This window comes from Alishewanella aestuarii B11 (assembly GCF_000280055.1).
Classification (GTDB): domain Bacteria; phylum Pseudomonadota; class Gammaproteobacteria; order Enterobacterales; family Alteromonadaceae; genus Alishewanella; species Alishewanella aestuarii.
Window position 1 is genome coordinate 34,325 of sequence record NZ_ALAB01000021.1, and the last position, 15,511, is coordinate 49,835.

Sequence of the window (15,511 nt, forward strand, 5' to 3'; positions counted from 1 at the left end):
AATTTGCAGCTTTAGCGTCGCCCGTTTTGCCTTTTACTGAGCACTTTTACTGTAATTAATCAGGTAGTACAGGACAGTAACGATGAATTTCAATCTGACTGAAGATCAACAGGCCTTTGTTGAGGTTGCCCGCCAGTTTGCTGAGCAAGAGTTAGCGCCGCATGCTGCGACCTGGGATCGCGAACACCATTTCCCGAAGGACGTGCTGCAAAAAGCCGGTGAGCTCGGCTTTTGCTCACTGTATACGCCGGAAGAGTCTGGCGGCATGGGCTTATCCCGGCTGGATTCCTCGATTATTTTTGAACAGCTGGCAATGGGCTGTACTGCGACCACAGCAATGCTGACGATTCATAATATGGCAACCTGGATGATTGCCAGCTTTGGTACCGAAGCAGTGAAAGCGTACTGGTTGCCGAAGCTGGTGACCGGTGAGCAATTGGCGTCCTATTGTTTAACCGAACCAAGTTCAGGCTCAGATGCCGCCAGTTTACGCACTAGTGCCCGCAAAGACGGTGAGCACTATGTATTAAACGGCTCAAAAATGTTTATCTCTGGCGCCGGCTCAACTGAAGTCTTAGTCGTGATGGCACGCACCGGCGAAGCCGGCCCGAAAGGGATTTCTGCCTTTGTGGTACCTGCTGATGCGAAGGGCGTGATCTACGGCAAAGCCGAAGAAAAAATGGGCTGGAATGCGCAGCCGACCCGACTGGTAACCTTTGAAGACGTGCGTATTCATCAGTCTGCGCTGTTGGGTAGTGAAGGGCAAGGCTTTAGTTTTGCGATGAAAGGCTTAGATGGTGGCCGGATTAATATTGCTACCTGTTCTATTGGTACTGCGCAGCAAGCCCTGAATACGGCCCGTAATTATATGCTGGAGCGGCAGCAATTTGGTAAGCCGCTGGCGGCGTTCCAGGCACTGCAGTTTAAACTGGCTGATATGGCGACCGAGCTGGTCGCCGCCCGTCAGTTAGTACGCTTAGCCGCCTTTAAACTGGATACTCAGGATCCGGAAGCAACTGCCTATTGTGCGATGGCCAAGCGTTTTGCTACTGACGTCGGTTTTAGTGTCTGTGATCAGGCACTGCAGCTGCATGGTGGTTATGGTTATATTAAAGAATATCCGCTGGAGCGGCACTTCCGTGATGTACGGGTACACCAGATCCTGGAAGGCACCAACGAAATCATGCGGCTGATTATTGGTCGTCGCCTGCTGGATGAAGCTGCCGGCGCTATCCTGTAATACAGCTAGGTTAAACTCGGGTAGGTTTGTTGCAAAGCCTAGCCGTGGCCGTCACCGCTTAGCCAGACGCTATGCGGTGACGGCAAGCGCTGCGCCTTACACCTGCAGCCAAACAGAAGGACTCATCATGCTTGAACACTCTGTTGCTCCGGTGCTCTATCAGGAGCTGACCGCAGTTAATGGCAAAAAAATTGCCGTCGCTACCCTTAATTCTGAAAAATCCTTAAACGCGCTTAGCCTGCCAATGGTGGAGTCATTGCTGCCACAAATGCTGCAGTGGAAGGCCGATCCGCAAGTGGCGCTGGTGGTATTACAAGGCGCTGGCGATAAAGCCTTTTGTGCCGGCGGCGATATCCGCGATCTGTACCAGGCGATGAAAGATCAGCCCGGCATTTATCAGCCCTATGTCGAAGATTTCTTTACCAAAGAATACCGGCTGGATTATTTAATTCATACCTTTGATAAACCGGTACTGGTTTGGGGCAACGGTATTGTGATGGGCGGTGGTCTGGGCTTAATGGCCGGTGCCTCGCATCGCGTAGTCACGGCGAGCAGCCGGATTGCAATGCCGGAGATGGCCATTGGCCTGTATCCGGATGTTGGTGCCAGCTGGTTTTTAAACCGTATGCCGGCGGGCTGCGGCCTGTTTTTAGGTTTGACCGGCGCTTCTATTAATGCTGCCGATGCGCGTTTTATAGGTTTGGCTGATGTCTTTATCTGCCACGAGCAAAAAGCCGAACTGCTGGACAAACTGTTGACGGTTAATTGGGGTAATACGGTGGCGCTTAATCATCAGAAGCTCTCTGATGTACTGCGCGCGCAGGAAGAAGGTTGTCGCACCCAGATGCCACTTAGTCAAATCCGGCTGCATCAGGATGCGATCAGCCGCTTACCCGGGCAAGCGGATCTGGCTGGCGTAATGGCGGCAATAGACGCCATGCAGGGTGAGGATAAATGGCTGCTAAAAGCCAAGGACTCACTGCGCTACGGTAGTCCAATCACGGCACATATTGTGTATCGCTTATTGCAACTGGGGCAAAGTTTAATTCTGGCCGACAGTTTCCGCTTGGAGCTTGGCTTAAGTGTGCAATGCGCCAAACTGGGCGAGTTTCAGGAAGGGGTGCGGGCACTGTTGATTGATAAAGATTTACAACCCAAGTGGCAGTATCCGAATGTGAGCGCTGTGCCGCAGGCGGTGATCGATGAGTTATTCCGTTCACCGTGGAGCGCCGGGCAACATCCGCTGCAGGATTTAGGCAAGCTAGAAAACTAATTTATTGCGCTGGCCGCAAGGCGGTCAAACCTGATAACAAGGATAAGACAATGGCAAAAGTAGCTTTTATTGGTTTAGGTAATATGGGCGGCCCGATGGCGGTCAATCTGGTTAAAGCCGGTCATCAGGTTACGGCTTTTGACTTATCGGTCAATGCATTGGCCCAGGTAAAAGCCGAAGGGGCAGCCGTGGCCAGCTCGGCAGCTGATGCCGTTGCCGGCGCTGACTTTGTGATTTCGATGCTGCCTGCGGCGAAACATGTACTGAGCTTGTATCTGGGGGAGCAGGGCATTGCTACCCACATCGATAAAAAAGCGCTGGTAATTGATTGCTCGACTATCGATGCGGACAGTGCCCGTAAACTTGGCGCAGCTTTGGCTGAGCAAGGTCTGGCCTTTATTGATGCGCCGGTTTCCGGTGGTGTCGGCGGTGCTAAAGCCGGTACCTTAACTTTTATCGTCGGCGGCAGTGACGCAGATTTTGAGCGGGCGAAAACCGTACTTGGCAATATGGGGAAAAACCTGTTTCATGCCGGCGCGGTTGGCGCCGGGCAGGTCGCAAAAATTTGCAACAATATGCTGCTCAGTATCCTGATGGTTGGTACCTCAGAAGCGCTACAAATGGGGATTGATAACGGTCTGGATCCGAAGGTCTTGTCGGAGATTATGCTAAAAAGCTCGGGCCGTAACTGGACCCTGGAATTATATAACCCTTGCCCGGATGTGCTGCCAAATGTGCCGTCATCTAATGGCTATCAGGGCGGCTTTATGGTCGATTTGATGGTAAAGGATCTGGGTCTGGCGCTGGAAGCGTCGCTGCAAAGTGGCAGCAGTACGCCGCTGGGGGCCCTGGCGCGTAGCTTGTATGTGGCGCATCAGCGGGCCGGCAATGGTAAGCTGGATTTTTCCAGTATCTTCACCGCCTTCGAAAAAGTTAAGAATTAACACTGAGAAAACTTTCTCCGAACCGCGGGATGACTGCGTACATTTTTTCTGAGACACGCCGTGAACCGTCCCTGGGGCTCGATTGTGAATATCATCCATGATATTCACCGGAGGCCAGCAGGGCTGTCCAAATTCGTTCCCGACGAATTTGTCCGGCCATCCATGGCCTCCAACGGTCTCAGAAAAAAGTACATCCGCCATCCCGCTTACTACGGATGTATCCTTAGATTTTCATCTGAGACAGATGCGGATGTACTTTTTTGACGGAACGTCTTTCGCATAGATGCGAAAGAGACAAATTCGTCGGGAACGAATTTGAACAGCGGCACGCTGACCCTAAGGGCAAACTTCAGGATGAAGTTTGTAACCCTACATGGATGTATTCACGGCGTGTCCGGCAAAAAATGTACGCAGTATCTGTCGTAGCCTGATAGAAGTGGTGAATTTATTATGAACTTAAAAGATAAAACAATAGTAATTACCGGTGGCGCCCAGGGCTTAGGCCTGGAAATGGCGCGGATGTGTGCTGCAGAGGGTGCCAAACTGGCGCTACTGGATATGAACCCGGAGCAGCTGGCAGCGGCGAAGGCGGAGCTGTCAGCGCAAACCCAGGTGGCAGTCTACGTTGCTAACGTGGCGGATGAGGCGCAGGTCGAAGCCACTTTTGCGCAAATCGATGCAGACTTTAACGGTATCGATGGCTTGATTAACAACGCCGGTATTTTACGTGATGGCCTGCTGCTGAAAGTTAAAGACGGTGAACTGGTTGCCAAGATGCCATTACAACAGTTCCAATCGGTGATTGATGTTAACCTGACCGGGGTATTCCTGTGTGGTCGGGAAGCCGCTGCGCTAATGGTTAAACACGGTCGTAAGGGGGTTATTATCAATATGTCGAGCGTGGCCCGTGCCGGTAATATGGGGCAAACGAACTATGCTGCCTCTAAAGCCGGGGTCGTGGCGATGACGGTCACCTGGGCACGTGAATTGGGTCGTTATGGCATCCGCGTGGGCGCTATTGCCCCTGGCGTGATCCGCACCGCGATGACCGATGCCATGAAGCCGGAAGCGCGCGAGCGCCTGGAAAAAATGAAACCGGTTGGCCGTTTAGGTGAAGCTGCAGAGATTGCCCATACCGCTAAGTATATCTTTGAAAACGATTTCTTCACTGGTCGGGTGGTAGAAATTGACGGTGGTATCAGCTTCTAAGCTGTTGTTTTCTCTTTGCTCAAGAAAAGGCGCTGCGGCGCCTTTTTTAATTGTATTATTGAGTTGCAGTATTTATATTGAGATTTAACATTTTGTGGTGCAATAACGCATCACTTTTGCACCAGAGGCGCGCAATGACGAGACAGAGTGTAACACTTAGCCAAGCGAACGAGCAGTGGCTACAAGAAAAAGTGCAGAATGCTCATGAATACAACAGTAAAAGTGAGCTGATCAACGAGTTAATCCGCAAAGCGAGGCGAGCTGATGCCATCAATCAAAAACTCGCGGCAGCAGAAGCGGCCGGCTTTACTGATAAAAGTGCGGAGCAAATACTTGCAGAGTTTAAAAAAAAGCTGCTGATTAGGGCGTGTTGACGTTTGCTGCTTGTTTTTGCAGCCGTTTGGCTGGTGTTTATACAAGGCAGAGCTTGTGATGTGTAGTTATTCTACATGAGCAAGCGATAACGCAGTAGAAACGCCAGCCAAACGCTGCCCGAAGGGTTCACGCTGGCGGCGCTTTGCTCTTTGTGGCCTGCATGGATGCAGGTCAGGGGCGAGAGCAGGACGCGGTAGCTTCACTCGTCACTTATTTAGAATAACTAAACTGCGCTCCTCGTTTCGCGATCAAAGCGCCGCAGTGTGAACAAAATCTAAGCAGCAAACGTCAACACGCCCTAATGACTGAGTCTTATCAATATCGCTTATCAGAATTAGCAGTCGCTGATTTAGAACGGATCTATGCTTTCGGGATTTGCAACTATGATATTTCGCAAGCGGATCTTTATTATTATGAATTTTTTTCAGATGTTTCAGAAAATAGCAGAAAATCCTTTTTTATTTCAAACGATTGATCACATAAGACCAGGATATAGACGCTGTCTTTGTGGTCGTGACCATATTTATTTTCGCATTAATGGGCAATTAATTGAAATTATGGCAATAATAGGTTCTCAATCATTAGAGTTATGGCTACCTTAACCGGCGTACGGAGTTTATATGCGAGCTATCTTTATAACCTTGTTATTATTAATGTCCTCTACTGCTTATGCTGATGATAGGGCCGAGCTGACTGCTTTACTGGCCGAGTTTTTGGATGGCGCGACCCGTAATGACCCTGCGGTACACAATAAGTATTGGGCGGAAGAACTCATTTATACCAGTTCGGCCGGGCGACGTTTTGGCAAAGCCGAGTTAATGCAAGGGGTTAATAGTCGTGGTGAGCTACCAGCGGCTGAGATTAACATGCGTTATAGCAGCGAAGATCTGCAGATCCTGCAATATGGCGATACCGCAGTGGTCGCTTTTACCCTGGTTGGCACCTCAGCACAGGAAACCCTACGTTTTTTAAATAGCGGCACTTTCGTCAAACGTAATGGTAAATGGCAGGCAGTAAACTGGCAGGCCACCCGTAAGCTGGATTAAATAAAGTTTTGCCAGGCGGCGATCTGAGGAAAAACTCTGAGCGTAAGCTAAGCTAGACTAACAAGCTGTCTAGCCAAGCAGGAGCTAATTATGCCTTATCATCGCGCAGAGCATCTTAATCATCAGGATGTACGGATTGACGAGCTGGTGGTGCATTCCTACGAAATGGGGGTCTATCTGGTCGAGGCCGACTACGATGGTCGTCGTGGTTTTTTGGTTAATGATGACAATCATCCACAGCGGTTTCAGAGTGTGGAGCAGGTTAAGCAATCGCTGAGTGATTGTACCGTGCGCCAGGCCTGGTTGGTGCATCAGTCGGCCTACGACGAGATGTGTGGTGGCCCGGAAAAGACTGACAACACTTTAAAAGTGCCGCTTTGGGTCTGAGTGGCTCCAGCTGAACCAATACTGGTTAGCTGAACCTGTTTATATGAGCACAGGCCTTGCGCTGATTGCGCCATGCCTGTGCTGAGTGTTTAATTGCTTAGATGACTTGCGCCAGACGCTGCCACATTTTCTGGTTACGCTGTTTTAGCGTAGCCGCCCGCTCTGCCACCACTGCAGCTAAGGCATCTTTTTCGTGCAGTAGCTGCGCTAAGGCATCTAATAAGCTTTGCTCTGACAGTTCAGCAACACAAAAATCACCCATGCCAAAATCACTCATCATCGCATGATATTTATGGCTCCAGCTGGTAGCGATACAGGGGACACCCTGGCTGAGTGCATTTACTGCACCGTGAAAACGTGAACTGACCGCCAGCTCAGCCTTACCAATAAAATATTTTACCGCCAGCGGATCTTCGATTTGTACCAGGCCGCAGGGCGAACGGGCGGCAATTTCGGCGCATAGCTCAGCATCTTCCTTACCTTCGTGGTTGACCAGCACCGGCTGAATGCCCAATGCCGTCAGATAATCGGCCGCAGCAGCGAAAGCCGCAACATAGTCGCTGCGCATCGCTTCGGCATTGGCATGATTAAACTTGGAGACGACCTTGGAATTTGGGATCAGCGCTGCGAAAGGCACATTCAGCTGTGGCACCTCGGCATTGGCTTCCGCGCTTAAACCGACGGTAAAGTCCGGGGTTAACACCACATGCTCTGGCAGGACATCGACACAGCTTTGTAAATGTTGCAGCGATACCGGATCACGGACAAAAATCAGCCGTGCGTGCTGAATAATATCGCGCATTGCCGCTTTACTCTCCTTAGAGCTAAAGGGGCCAAAGGCTTGCGGCATAAAGACAAAGGGTTTACCGGCTTTGCTAAAACGCACCACTTCTTTGGCGGTATTCTGCAAGAAAGTCAGCGGCCACTGGTCACCATAAGCAAAGCCACTGGCCTCCAGAATCAGATCGACATCGCGCTCGGTAACCATACCGTAACGTTTAAATAAACGTAGTAAAGGCCCAGGTAGTTTGCCCAGAACACCGGTGAGATCCAGGCCTTTGCGCCGGAATGAGAGTTTTTGCCAGGCGCCATGGCGGGCACGCTCCGGGTAAGGCAGATTGGGGCCGGGAGACAGCACCAGCTCAAAGGATTTATTCAGTTTTTTCAGGCCTTGCAAACAGGCCAATAGCATCAGATAGGCGCCTTTGTTACGGAATTGCACGCCTTTAATTTCGACAAAATAGGGTTTAGTCATAAGGTTTCCTTGATCAGGCTTTTACCCGCAGCAGTTGCCAGAACTGTTCGCGGGTGCGCTTGGCGAAAAATAAAAAGAAGAAAGAGGCATAGGCATAAGAAATCAGCGTCGCCCAGGCGGCACCGACAATGCCGTACTGAGGGATTAGCCATAAATTCAGCCCGACATTTAAAAGCGCACCCATACCATGGCTAAATAGCGATAGTGGTTCTTGTTCGGTGATCACCAGGTGCTGGCCAATCAGATAACGGACAAAGATAAAACAGCCGGACCAGATATGAATTTGTAATACGGTTACTGCGGCGCTAAAGGCTTCACCAAATAATAGCACCACTATCCAATCTGCTGTCAGGCTCATCACCACCGCGATCGCCAGGGCAGCACTAAAAAACAGCAGCGCAAAACGGCGTAGCTTGATTAAATAACCGTCCCAGCTTTTTTCATAGGCTTTTAGCATATCCGGGTAATAGCGCACGGCCAGCGTGGCCGGAAACACATACCACAGCTCCGACAAACGGCTGGCCGCGGCATAGATACCGGCTTGCTCAGTACCGGCCATTGCACCCAGCATCACAATATCAATTTTCAGATAGATAACAGAGACAATGCCGGATAACCACAGCCAGGATGAGCGTTGTAACAACTGCTTGCCATAGGCCAGGCTAAAGTATTTTGGGTGATAGCCCGGCCAGCGCTGTTGCTCTTCTTTAAAAGGCCGGTGTTTCTGGCGATAGATCCAATACTGGGCCTGCGCGACAATCAAAAACTCGCCGGCGTAAATCAGCAATAAACTGGCAATACCGAAGCCCTGATAGAGCAAAACCAGTTTTAAGCCAAAACTTACCAGTGAAATTATCGATTTAACATAGGCCGGGGTGCGGAAAGTTCCCTGATAATTCAGATAAAATTCAAACAGCAGAAAGCCAAAAAACGCCTGCAACATAAACAGCAGCGGTATGGTATAGCTTAAATGGCCGCTAAAGAGTTCGCCATTAAGCAGGTAGAATAGCGCCAGCATCAGGGCGCCGCCGAGTAGCCCCAGCCCCAGCCGGATACTGACGGCGGTGTAGAGCATCGTCATGGCTTGCTGACCGCTATCTAGCTTAACCATTTGCCGCACGACCAGATTATTTAGTCCCATGCTGGTTAGCGGCACTAAAAAGGCACTCCACGCCATCACGATAGAGTATATACCCAGCTCACTGGCACCCAGCATGCGGGCGACAAAGATCGTCAGTACTGCACCGGCACTGAGTTTAACCAGCTTATCACCCAGCATCGCCGTAGCGCGGGCCAGTAAGATTTTTTTAAGCAGTTTCAACCTTTGGCTCCCTGTAAACGGCGGCGTAGCGCCGATAGAATGCGCCAGACATTCTGCAATAGCTGGATATAACCGGCGAATAGCAGCAAAAACAGCAACAACATAATGCCCTCCGGGATCAGCAAATACTCACCGATAATGCCGATACAGGCAAAGATACAAGCCAGAGCGGTAATCAGCGTTAACGATTCGCGGGAGTTCAGGCCCAGACGCAGCGAGATATGGTGTAAGTGTTCGCGATCGGCCTGAAAGGGGGACTGGCCTTTGCGGATCCGTCGCACCATAATAGCGACCATATCCATCAGCGGTATGGCAATTAACCACAGTGCAGTAACGGGCCGGAAACTGGCACTTTCACTCTGGGTGCCGACGATCAGCAGCCAGATCACAGAAAAACCAATTAACATGCTGCCGGCATCGCCCATAAAGATCTTTTTACCCGGCACCAGCTGTAAATTAAACGCCAGATACGGCAGCATAGCGCAGATCAGTACCATCGGTAGCAGCGCCTGTTCAACCTGACCCCACAACAACATAAAGCCGGCAATGGCAACAAAACTAACCAGACTGAGCATGCCGGCTAAGCCATCAATACCATCCGTCATATTAAAGGCGTTAATGGCGGCAATTACTGCAATCAGCGTGACAGGAACACCGAGGAAACCAAGCCGGACATCACCAAAACCAAATAAATTGCCCAGATTGGCCAGATGTAAGTCTAATGCGAACACCATACCAGCACTGATTGCCAGTTGTACCGCCAGTCGCAGCTTTACACTCAGATCGAGAAAATCATCGAAAGCACCCAGAATGACCAGCGCACCGGCCAATGTTAGGTAGTAAGGTAATTGCAAACCATCAACCGAAAACAAGATAAAACCAATCAGGATACCGCTGTATATCGACAAGCCGCCGATTAACGGAATGGCGCCCTGATGCTGTTTACGGCCACGCGGGATGTCAACCAGCCCGATCCGTTGTGACAGTGGGTAATAACCTAAAATTGCGAGCAGACAACCACAAAAAGCGGTTATCATAAGTAAGAGCTGCGCTGTCATAGTAGTTTCATTTTTATCATTTTTTGTTCAGCCGGCCGTCAGCTGATACTTGTTGTAATAATACTGCTAAGTCTACCAAGAAACGATGGTAGTACCATGATTAGCAAAAATAAAAATTTGTCGGGCCAGCCAAGGCCCGGTATTTAAATGGAGTAGCTAAGCCAGTGTCAGAGGCCGACGTCAAATTATTGGTTATTACCAACATGGGGCCTAAACCCTCATCGCCATTCCAGGGGCAGTTTGTGCAGGCCCAGGTAACTGAGCTTCAGGCTCAGCACCAGCCCACTGACTATCATTATATGCGCTGGCACCGTGACTCCTGGCTGAACAGGCTTTTGAAATATCCGGTGTTTTTGCTGGATTTCTGCTGGCGGTTTTTATTCAGCACTAAGCGTTACGATATTCTGCATGTGCATTTTTTTTACCCCACCATATGGCTGGCACTGCTTTACCGTTTGGTACGTTATCGCCGGGTAAAAATCGTGGTAACTTGTCACGGCTCGGATATCTATCATTATCAGCCACCGGGCCGGCTGTATCGGTGGTGTGCAAAACAGGTGGATAGCTGGGTTTTTAGTAGTCAGGCGCTGGCGCAGAAATTTTTTATGCGGCCACAAAAGGCACAGGTATTAGCAGCAGGTATCCATCGTCGTTATGCCGGGGCTAACTGTGTAAGTCGTGCAGATAAAGACATAGATTTGCTCTATGTCGGCACACTGGATAAAAATAAAGGCATGGATCGTTTAATCGCGTTACTGCCGGCCTTACAGCAATATAAAGTAGTGATTGCCGGTGCCGGTTCCTGGCGTCCAGCGCTTGAGCAAGCGATCGAGGCATACCCGAACGTCAGGTTACTCGGCTCGCAAAGTGGCGGGGAGTTAATGTGCTTATACCAACGCGCGCGCTGTTTTATCAGCTTGTCCCGTAATGAGTCCTTCGGCTTGGTGATGGCCGAAGCAATGGCCTGTTACACCCCGGTGGTGGCAACCGAAACCGATGGCGCGAAAGCGCAAATCCGGGCTGGTATCACCGGTTATTGTGTGCCGCAGCAGGATGAAGCCGCGTGTCTTCTTGGCTTACAGCAAGCGGTTGCGCAACTGATGGCCCTGGATGCGCCTGCTTATCAGCAATTACAGCAGCACTGTCGGAACCAGGCTGAACAGATTCTTCTACCGGTAGTGGTGCAAAGACTACGGAAACATTATCAGGAACTTATGTTATGACAACAGCTTCTGAAGCGGTAATTGCAGAAGTAAAAATTGGCCCGGTACAGGTATCCGCTTTTACCGATATGGCGCAATTACTATCTTATATTATTCGCGACGATGCCAGTGTTTATGCGGGCTCGGCGATTGCGATAAATCCGGAAAAAATTCTGACTGCTATGGAAAACCGGCAGGTATTAGCGGTCATTGAGCAGGCCGATCTGCGTTATGCCGATGGCATCGGTGTAGTTAAAGTGATGCAGCAGCGACTGGGACGTAAAGTTGAGCGTATCCCCGGCTGTGAGCTTTGGCAGGCCTTGATGGCGCGGGCGGCAGAGTATCAGGTACCGGTGTATCTGGTGGGAGCTAAGCCTGAAGTGTTGGCACAAAGCCGTGATAAGTTATTGCAAATGGGTGTTAAGGTGGTCGGCGCGACCGATGGTTATTTTAAAGATGAAGCACAATTGCTGCAGGCGATCAAAGCCAGTGGCGCCCGCTTTGTCAGCGTGGCGATGGGATCGCCCAAGCAAGAGTTGCTGATCCAGCGCATCCGGGCAGTACATCCGGATTGTTTTTATATGGGCGTCGGTGGCACCTACGACGTCTTTACCGGCAATGTAAAACGCGCTCCGGCACTCTGGTGTAAGCTTAATCTGGAATGGGCTTACCGTTTATTGGCGCAACCAAGCCGCATTGGTCGCCAATTACGCTTATTCAGGTACCTGTGGTGGGTGCTGATTGGAAAAATTTAAGGAGCAAAGGGTGAGTGCATTACCGTTAATCAGTGTCTATATGCCTACCTATAACCGGGCTGAGATGGCGTGCCGGGCTATCGACTCGGTACTGGCGCAGGATTATCCGAACTTTGAGCTGATCGTGGTGGATGATGCGTCAAAAGATCAGACCTATGAGCAGCTGAGCTCGCGTTATGCTAACGAACCGCGGGTACGGATCCTGCGGCAAGAACAGGGGCAGGGCGCCTGCGCCGCCCGCAACAGAGCCATTAATGAGGCCCGTGGCGACTTTGTCACCGGCCTGGATGATGATGATGAGTTCTTACCACAGCGCCTCAGCAGCCTTTATGCGGCCTATGATGATCAGTTCAGCATGGTCTGTAGCGCCTATATCTGGGATTACGGTACCTTTAGCAAAACCTTGTTTGCTGATGAAGCTACGGTAAGTCTGAGTGAATTACTGGATTTACACACGCTGTCAAATCAGGCGCTGGTGCGCCGAGAGCGGATGTTAGCGCTGGGTGGTTTTGATACCGGTCTGGCGGCGTTTCAGGATTATGATATGTGGGTGCGGGTGGTCGCGGCCTATGGCCCGGCGAAGCGGATTGCCAATGCCAGCTATAAGGTGAATGTCGGGCATGAGCTCGGCCGGATCACCGATTCGCCAAAACGACTGGATGCACATCAGCAATTTGTTGCTAAACACCGGCCACTGATGAGCGAGCGTAATCTGCAGAATCAGATGTTTTACCGCTTAACGATGCAAAAGAAACCTCTGACACTGACGGAGTTTTTCCGCCAGTGCCGCTATGGTTTGCTGAACTTGAAATGGCGGTACTTTTTAAAGCATAAGTTATCGTGGTTTAGTGCGCTCCGCTTACGGTTGATGAACAAAGGTATTCGGGGCTTGCTTAAAAAATGAACTGGCAAAACCGGCTGCTTTTCGTGTCGCCGCAACTGTTGGATCGGCTGATCCTGGTGATGGCGGCACTTTTTGTGCTGGTCGACTGGCTAAATGGCCTGTTGCGTCACAGTCTGGGCAGCCTGCTGCCGCTGTCAGCAGCATTTAAAGCCCTGTTATTGGCGCTACTGTTGTGGCGCGGCTGGCAGCTGTGTCGCAGTGAGTTGCGCTTACCTTTACTTCTGCTGGTACTGATGCTACCCGGCCCTCTGTATATCAAATGGTTGACCGGTCATCCTTATTTGTTGAGCGACCTGCAACTGATAGCCAAAGCCGGCGCCATGCTATTGGCACTGGCCTACTTTGCTGCCCGCGCGAAAACGCTGCAACAAGACTACCTGCGCTATGTTGATGCTGTGGTGCTGGCAGCCTTTATGCTGTTACTGCTCAATACTGTGCTTGGTGTTGTCGGCTACGGCGGTACTGCCTATCAACCGATGGAGCAGGTCAGTCAGAAATTTCTCGGTATCAAGGGCTACTTTGTTTCTACTAACGAGCTCTCTGCCTTGTTATTAGTGTTAAGCGGCTGGTTACTTTGCCGTAGCTGGCAACGACGGCGCTGGGCCTACCCACTGATTGCACTGGCAGCTTTCTTTATCGCGGCACTTATGCTGACCAAAACCGGTTTATTTGGCATCCTGCTGTTGGTATTGCTGACGCCCCTGCTATTAATGGATAAAAGACAGTGGCAACAGGCTAAGCCTTATCTGCTGGCCGCTGGCCTGGTAGTAGTCGTACTCACCGCTTTGCTGCTCTATCATCTGACCGCCTTGCTGCAGTGGGTTGGGCTGTACGACAAGCTACAGTTTGCCTATCAACAGCGTGGACTGAGCGGCATTTTGTTATCATCGCGCGATTTTTATCTGCAACGTAACTTTGCGTTAGTTGCTGAGCACTATCCGCACTGGTTACAGGTATTAGGCGTCGGTCAGGGCGGCGTGCGTCTGCTATTGAAAAAGTACTTTATTGAATTGGATTTTTTCGATCTGCTGCTGTTTTATGGGGTGGCAGGTGCCTTATTGTTCTGCTTAAGTTTTCTGCGTCTGTTTAGTTTGCTGTGGAGTCGCATGGCAAAGAGTGAGCTGGTGTTGCCGTTAGCTTTGCTCAATCTGCTGTTATTGGCAGTGGCCTTGCTAGCCGGGCATGTCCTGACCTCGGGTATGCTATGGTTGCCCTGGGCACTGATTAACGCCGCGGTACTGGTAAATCGTGCGCCATCAGTGTTAACTACAGCCATGCCGCAGACGGTTGGCGGGGCGTCGACGCCAGCCGTTCAGCCAGATAGTGAGGCAAGATGAAGGATCTGTTAGAACCCTTTTTATATCCGCAAAACCTGTTGCTTTATGGCCTGTTGCTCGCATGTCTGCTGTATCGCAAAAAGGGCCTCTGGCTGCTGTGGGGCTTTTACTATCTGGTTGGCAATACCTATATCGCCAATCACGCCCGGCTCTGGTACCAACAGGGCATTTCCAGCGTCACAGCCCCGGCCAGCCTGTATGTGGTGCTGGGTTGTGGTGGTTCAGCGACGCAGCTACCCGCCTGTGCCAGAGCCCGGATCCAGCAACTTAACGCTGAAGTTGCACAGCCGGGGCCAGTGGCGGTATTAATCACCACCCGTTATTGCCAGCCTTATCTGGATTATCTGCAGCAGCAACTCCCTGCCGTGGTTGCTGACTGCTTTGATGCCGGTGACAATACCTATCAGGAGTTTGCCAGTCTGGCGCCACGACTGGCACAGCAGCGGCAAATTCGTTTTATCACCAGTGATTTTCATAGCTGGCGCGTTAGCCGGCTGATCGCGGAATATCAGTTGGACGCCAGCATTGGTGCGGCCAGCAGCCAGACACTGAGGCCGGTAAACTGCAGTTTAAACTGCTTTTTTACCGTCAATCTGTCAAACCTGGATTTTTACAGTAAACTGACCGCAGAGTTTAGCAGTTACGCGGTGTACAAGTTAGGCGGACGCAAGCTCACTGGTGTTTGATCTGACGCCAGCTAAGCAGGGCTAGTAATATGCCACTGATAGCGCCGTAGAGGTGGGCGTCAATCGCCACCTCAGCCGCAATTTGCGCGCTTAGCTCAGGATCTGGACCATACCACTGTTCGCTACCAACCTTGACTGCAACTCCAAGTAAAATAAGGCCACCTGAGTTGAAGCCTTGTCGGATATCGGCAGTGGCGCCATAGCAAAGTAAGCCATGTAAAATGCCGGATAAGCCGACATAAATTTCAACATCCGGAGCCAGCCAGTATAAAGCGAGGCTAGTGCTTAGCGACAGCAGTATCAGCTGCCAGCCGACCGCCATGCGACCTTCGAGTTTGCCATGCAGTAACATTAACACCATTAAACCCAGCAGATTTAGCAGTAAATGCAGCAGATTGCTGTGCAGCAGGTGGCCACTAAATAGTCGCCAGAATTCACCACTACGGATGGCTACGGCCTGATATTCCAGCAGTTGCTGATAAGACGCCGGTAAAAAATACAGCACTGTACTTAACATAA

16 protein-coding genes and 1 pseudogene are annotated in these 15,511 nt (G+C 50.8%); 13 read left to right on the forward strand and 4 right to left on the reverse strand.

The genetic code is table 11. The annotated features are described in order from the left end of the window. Positions 1-82 precede the first annotated feature (82 nt). The 7 genes from AEST_RS07335 (at position 83) to AEST_RS07370 (ending at position 6,474) form a co-directional block, all read left to right on the forward strand. Positions 83-1,240, forward strand: a complete 1,158-nt coding sequence (locus AEST_RS07335; protein WP_008608140.1) for an acyl-CoA dehydrogenase family protein — start codon at positions 83-85, stop codon at positions 1,238-1,240. Positions 1,241-1,367: 127 nt separating this feature from the next. Then, positions 1,368-2,513 carry an enoyl-CoA hydratase/isomerase family protein gene (locus AEST_RS07340; RefSeq protein ID WP_008608143.1) on the forward strand — a complete coding sequence of 382 codons (1,146 nt, stop codon included), beginning with the start codon at positions 1,368-1,370 and terminating at the stop codon, positions 2,511-2,513. A 50-nt stretch (positions 2,514-2,563) separates the two neighbouring features. Continuing rightward, positions 2,564-3,457 (forward strand): 3-hydroxyisobutyrate dehydrogenase, encoded by an 894-nt coding sequence (mmsB, locus tag AEST_RS07345; RefSeq protein WP_008608145.1) that lies wholly within the window; start codon positions 2,564-2,566, stop codon positions 3,455-3,457. A 450-nt stretch (positions 3,458-3,907) separates the two neighbouring features. Beyond that, positions 3,908-4,666, forward strand: a complete 759-nt coding sequence (locus AEST_RS07350; RefSeq protein WP_008608149.1) for an SDR family oxidoreductase — start codon at positions 3,908-3,910, stop codon at positions 4,664-4,666. A 134-nt stretch (positions 4,667-4,800) separates the two neighbouring features. Then, the gene (locus tag AEST_RS07355) at positions 4,801-5,040 is read left to right on the forward strand and encodes a ribbon-helix-helix domain-containing protein (protein WP_008608151.1); all 240 of its coding nucleotides are present in this window, start codon (positions 4,801-4,803) and stop codon (positions 5,038-5,040) included. A gap of 621 nt (positions 5,041-5,661) precedes the next feature. Next, on the forward strand, positions 5,662-6,087 hold the full coding sequence (locus tag AEST_RS07365; RefSeq protein WP_008608153.1) for a nuclear transport factor 2 family protein: 426 nt from the start codon (positions 5,662-5,664) through the stop codon (positions 6,085-6,087). A 90-nt stretch (positions 6,088-6,177) separates the two neighbouring features. Further along, a complete protein-coding gene (locus AEST_RS07370) occupies positions 6,178-6,474 on the forward strand; it encodes a DUF6482 family protein (protein WP_008608154.1) in 297 nt (98 codons plus the stop codon). Positions 6,475-6,571: 97 nt separating this feature from the next. Here the strand turns inward: AEST_RS07370 and AEST_RS07375 are convergent, their stop codons facing one another. The 3 genes from AEST_RS07375 to wecA are packed head-to-tail and all read right to left on the reverse strand — an operon-like array spanning position 6,572 to position 10,108. After that, positions 6,572-7,729 (reverse strand): polysaccharide pyruvyl transferase family protein, encoded by a 1,158-nt coding sequence (locus tag AEST_RS07375; protein ID WP_008608155.1) that lies wholly within the window; start codon positions 7,727-7,729, stop codon positions 6,572-6,574. Between the two features lie 13 nt (positions 7,730-7,742). Then, a complete protein-coding gene (locus AEST_RS07380; RefSeq protein WP_008608156.1) occupies positions 7,743-9,050 on the reverse strand; it encodes a flippase in 1,308 nt (435 codons plus the stop codon). Further along, positions 9,047-10,108 carry a UDP-N-acetylglucosamine--undecaprenyl-phosphate N-acetylglucosaminephosphotransferase gene (gene wecA, locus AEST_RS07385; protein WP_238534571.1) on the reverse strand — a complete coding sequence of 354 codons (1,062 nt, stop codon included), beginning with the start codon at positions 10,106-10,108 and terminating at the stop codon, positions 9,047-9,049. Before wecA ends, AEST_RS07380 begins: the two co-directional genes overlap by 4 nt. Before the next feature lie 149 nt (positions 10,109-10,257). Between wecA and AEST_RS17575 the strand changes: the two are divergent. The 6 genes and pseudogenes from AEST_RS17575 to AEST_RS07410 all read left to right on the forward strand — a co-directional run. Further along, a pseudogene (locus AEST_RS17575) lies at positions 10,258-10,695 on the forward strand (glycosyltransferase); the annotation flags it as partial. A gap of 18 nt (positions 10,696-10,713) precedes the next feature. Further along, entirely contained in the window at positions 10,714-11,331 is a 618-nt protein-coding gene (locus tag AEST_RS17580; RefSeq protein WP_420794941.1) for a glycosyltransferase family 4 protein, read from the forward strand. Continuing rightward, on the forward strand, positions 11,328-12,065 hold the full coding sequence (locus tag AEST_RS07395) for a WecB/TagA/CpsF family glycosyltransferase (protein ID WP_008608160.1): 738 nt from the start codon (positions 11,328-11,330) through the stop codon (positions 12,063-12,065). The genes AEST_RS17580 and AEST_RS07395 overlap by 4 nt, the downstream gene beginning before the upstream one ends. 10 nt (positions 12,066-12,075) lie before the next feature. Beyond that, positions 12,076-12,969, forward strand: coding sequence for a glycosyltransferase (locus AEST_RS07400; protein WP_008608170.1), 894 nt, complete (start codon positions 12,076-12,078; stop codon positions 12,967-12,969). Between the two features lie 23 nt (positions 12,970-12,992). After that, positions 12,993-14,306 carry an O-antigen ligase family protein gene (locus AEST_RS07405; RefSeq protein ID WP_238534573.1) on the forward strand — a complete coding sequence of 438 codons (1,314 nt, stop codon included), beginning with the start codon at positions 12,993-12,995 and terminating at the stop codon, positions 14,304-14,306. After that, complete coding sequence (locus tag AEST_RS07410) at positions 14,303-14,992, forward strand: YdcF family protein (protein WP_008608172.1); 690 nt, start codon at positions 14,303-14,305, stop codon at positions 14,990-14,992. Before AEST_RS07405 ends, AEST_RS07410 begins: the two co-directional genes overlap by 4 nt. On the opposite strand, the gene rrtA is transcribed toward AEST_RS07410, so the two are convergent. Beyond that, positions 14,979-15,509 (reverse strand): rhombosortase, encoded by a 531-nt coding sequence (rrtA, locus tag AEST_RS07415; protein WP_237709389.1) that lies wholly within the window; start codon positions 15,507-15,509, stop codon positions 14,979-14,981. The genes AEST_RS07410 and rrtA overlap by 14 nt on opposite strands. Positions 15,510-15,511: the final 2 nt, after the last annotated feature.

Excerpts from the sequence above, each read along its gene's own strand:
- AEST_RS07335 (WP_008608140.1), top strand. The coding sequence starts at position 83 with ATGAATTTCAATCTGACTGAAGATCAACAGGCCTTTGTTGAGGTTGCC.
- AEST_RS07340 (WP_008608143.1), top strand. The coding sequence starts at position 1,368 with ATGCTTGAACACTCTGTTGCTCCGGTGCTCTATCAGGAGCTGACCGCA.
- mmsB (WP_008608145.1), top strand. The coding sequence starts at position 2,564 with ATGGCAAAAGTAGCTTTTATTGGTTTAGGTAATATGGGCGGCCCGATG.
- AEST_RS07350 (WP_008608149.1), top strand. The coding sequence starts at position 3,908 with ATGAACTTAAAAGATAAAACAATAGTAATTACCGGTGGCGCCCAGGGC.
- AEST_RS07355 (WP_008608151.1), top strand. The coding sequence starts at position 4,801 with ATGACGAGACAGAGTGTAACACTTAGCCAAGCGAACGAGCAGTGGCTA.
- AEST_RS07365 (WP_008608153.1), top strand. The coding sequence starts at position 5,662 with ATGCGAGCTATCTTTATAACCTTGTTATTATTAATGTCCTCTACTGCT.
- AEST_RS07370 (WP_008608154.1), top strand. The coding sequence starts at position 6,178 with ATGCCTTATCATCGCGCAGAGCATCTTAATCATCAGGATGTACGGATT.
- AEST_RS07375 (WP_008608155.1), bottom strand. The coding sequence starts at position 7,729 with ATGACTAAACCCTATTTTGTCGAAATTAAAGGCGTGCAATTCCGTAAC.
- wecA (WP_238534571.1), bottom strand. The coding sequence starts at position 10,108 with ATGACAGCGCAGCTCTTACTTATGATAACCGCTTTTTGTGGTTGTCTG.
- AEST_RS17580 (WP_420794941.1), top strand. The coding sequence starts at position 10,714 with ATGCGGCCACAAAAGGCACAGGTATTAGCAGCAGGTATCCATCGTCGT.
- AEST_RS07395 (WP_008608160.1), top strand. The coding sequence starts at position 11,328 with ATGACAACAGCTTCTGAAGCGGTAATTGCAGAAGTAAAAATTGGCCCG.
- AEST_RS07410 (WP_008608172.1), top strand. The coding sequence starts at position 14,303 with ATGAAGGATCTGTTAGAACCCTTTTTATATCCGCAAAACCTGTTGCTT.
- rrtA (WP_237709389.1), bottom strand. The coding sequence starts at position 15,509 with ATGTTAAGTACAGTGCTGTATTTTTTACCGGCGTCTTATCAGCAACTG.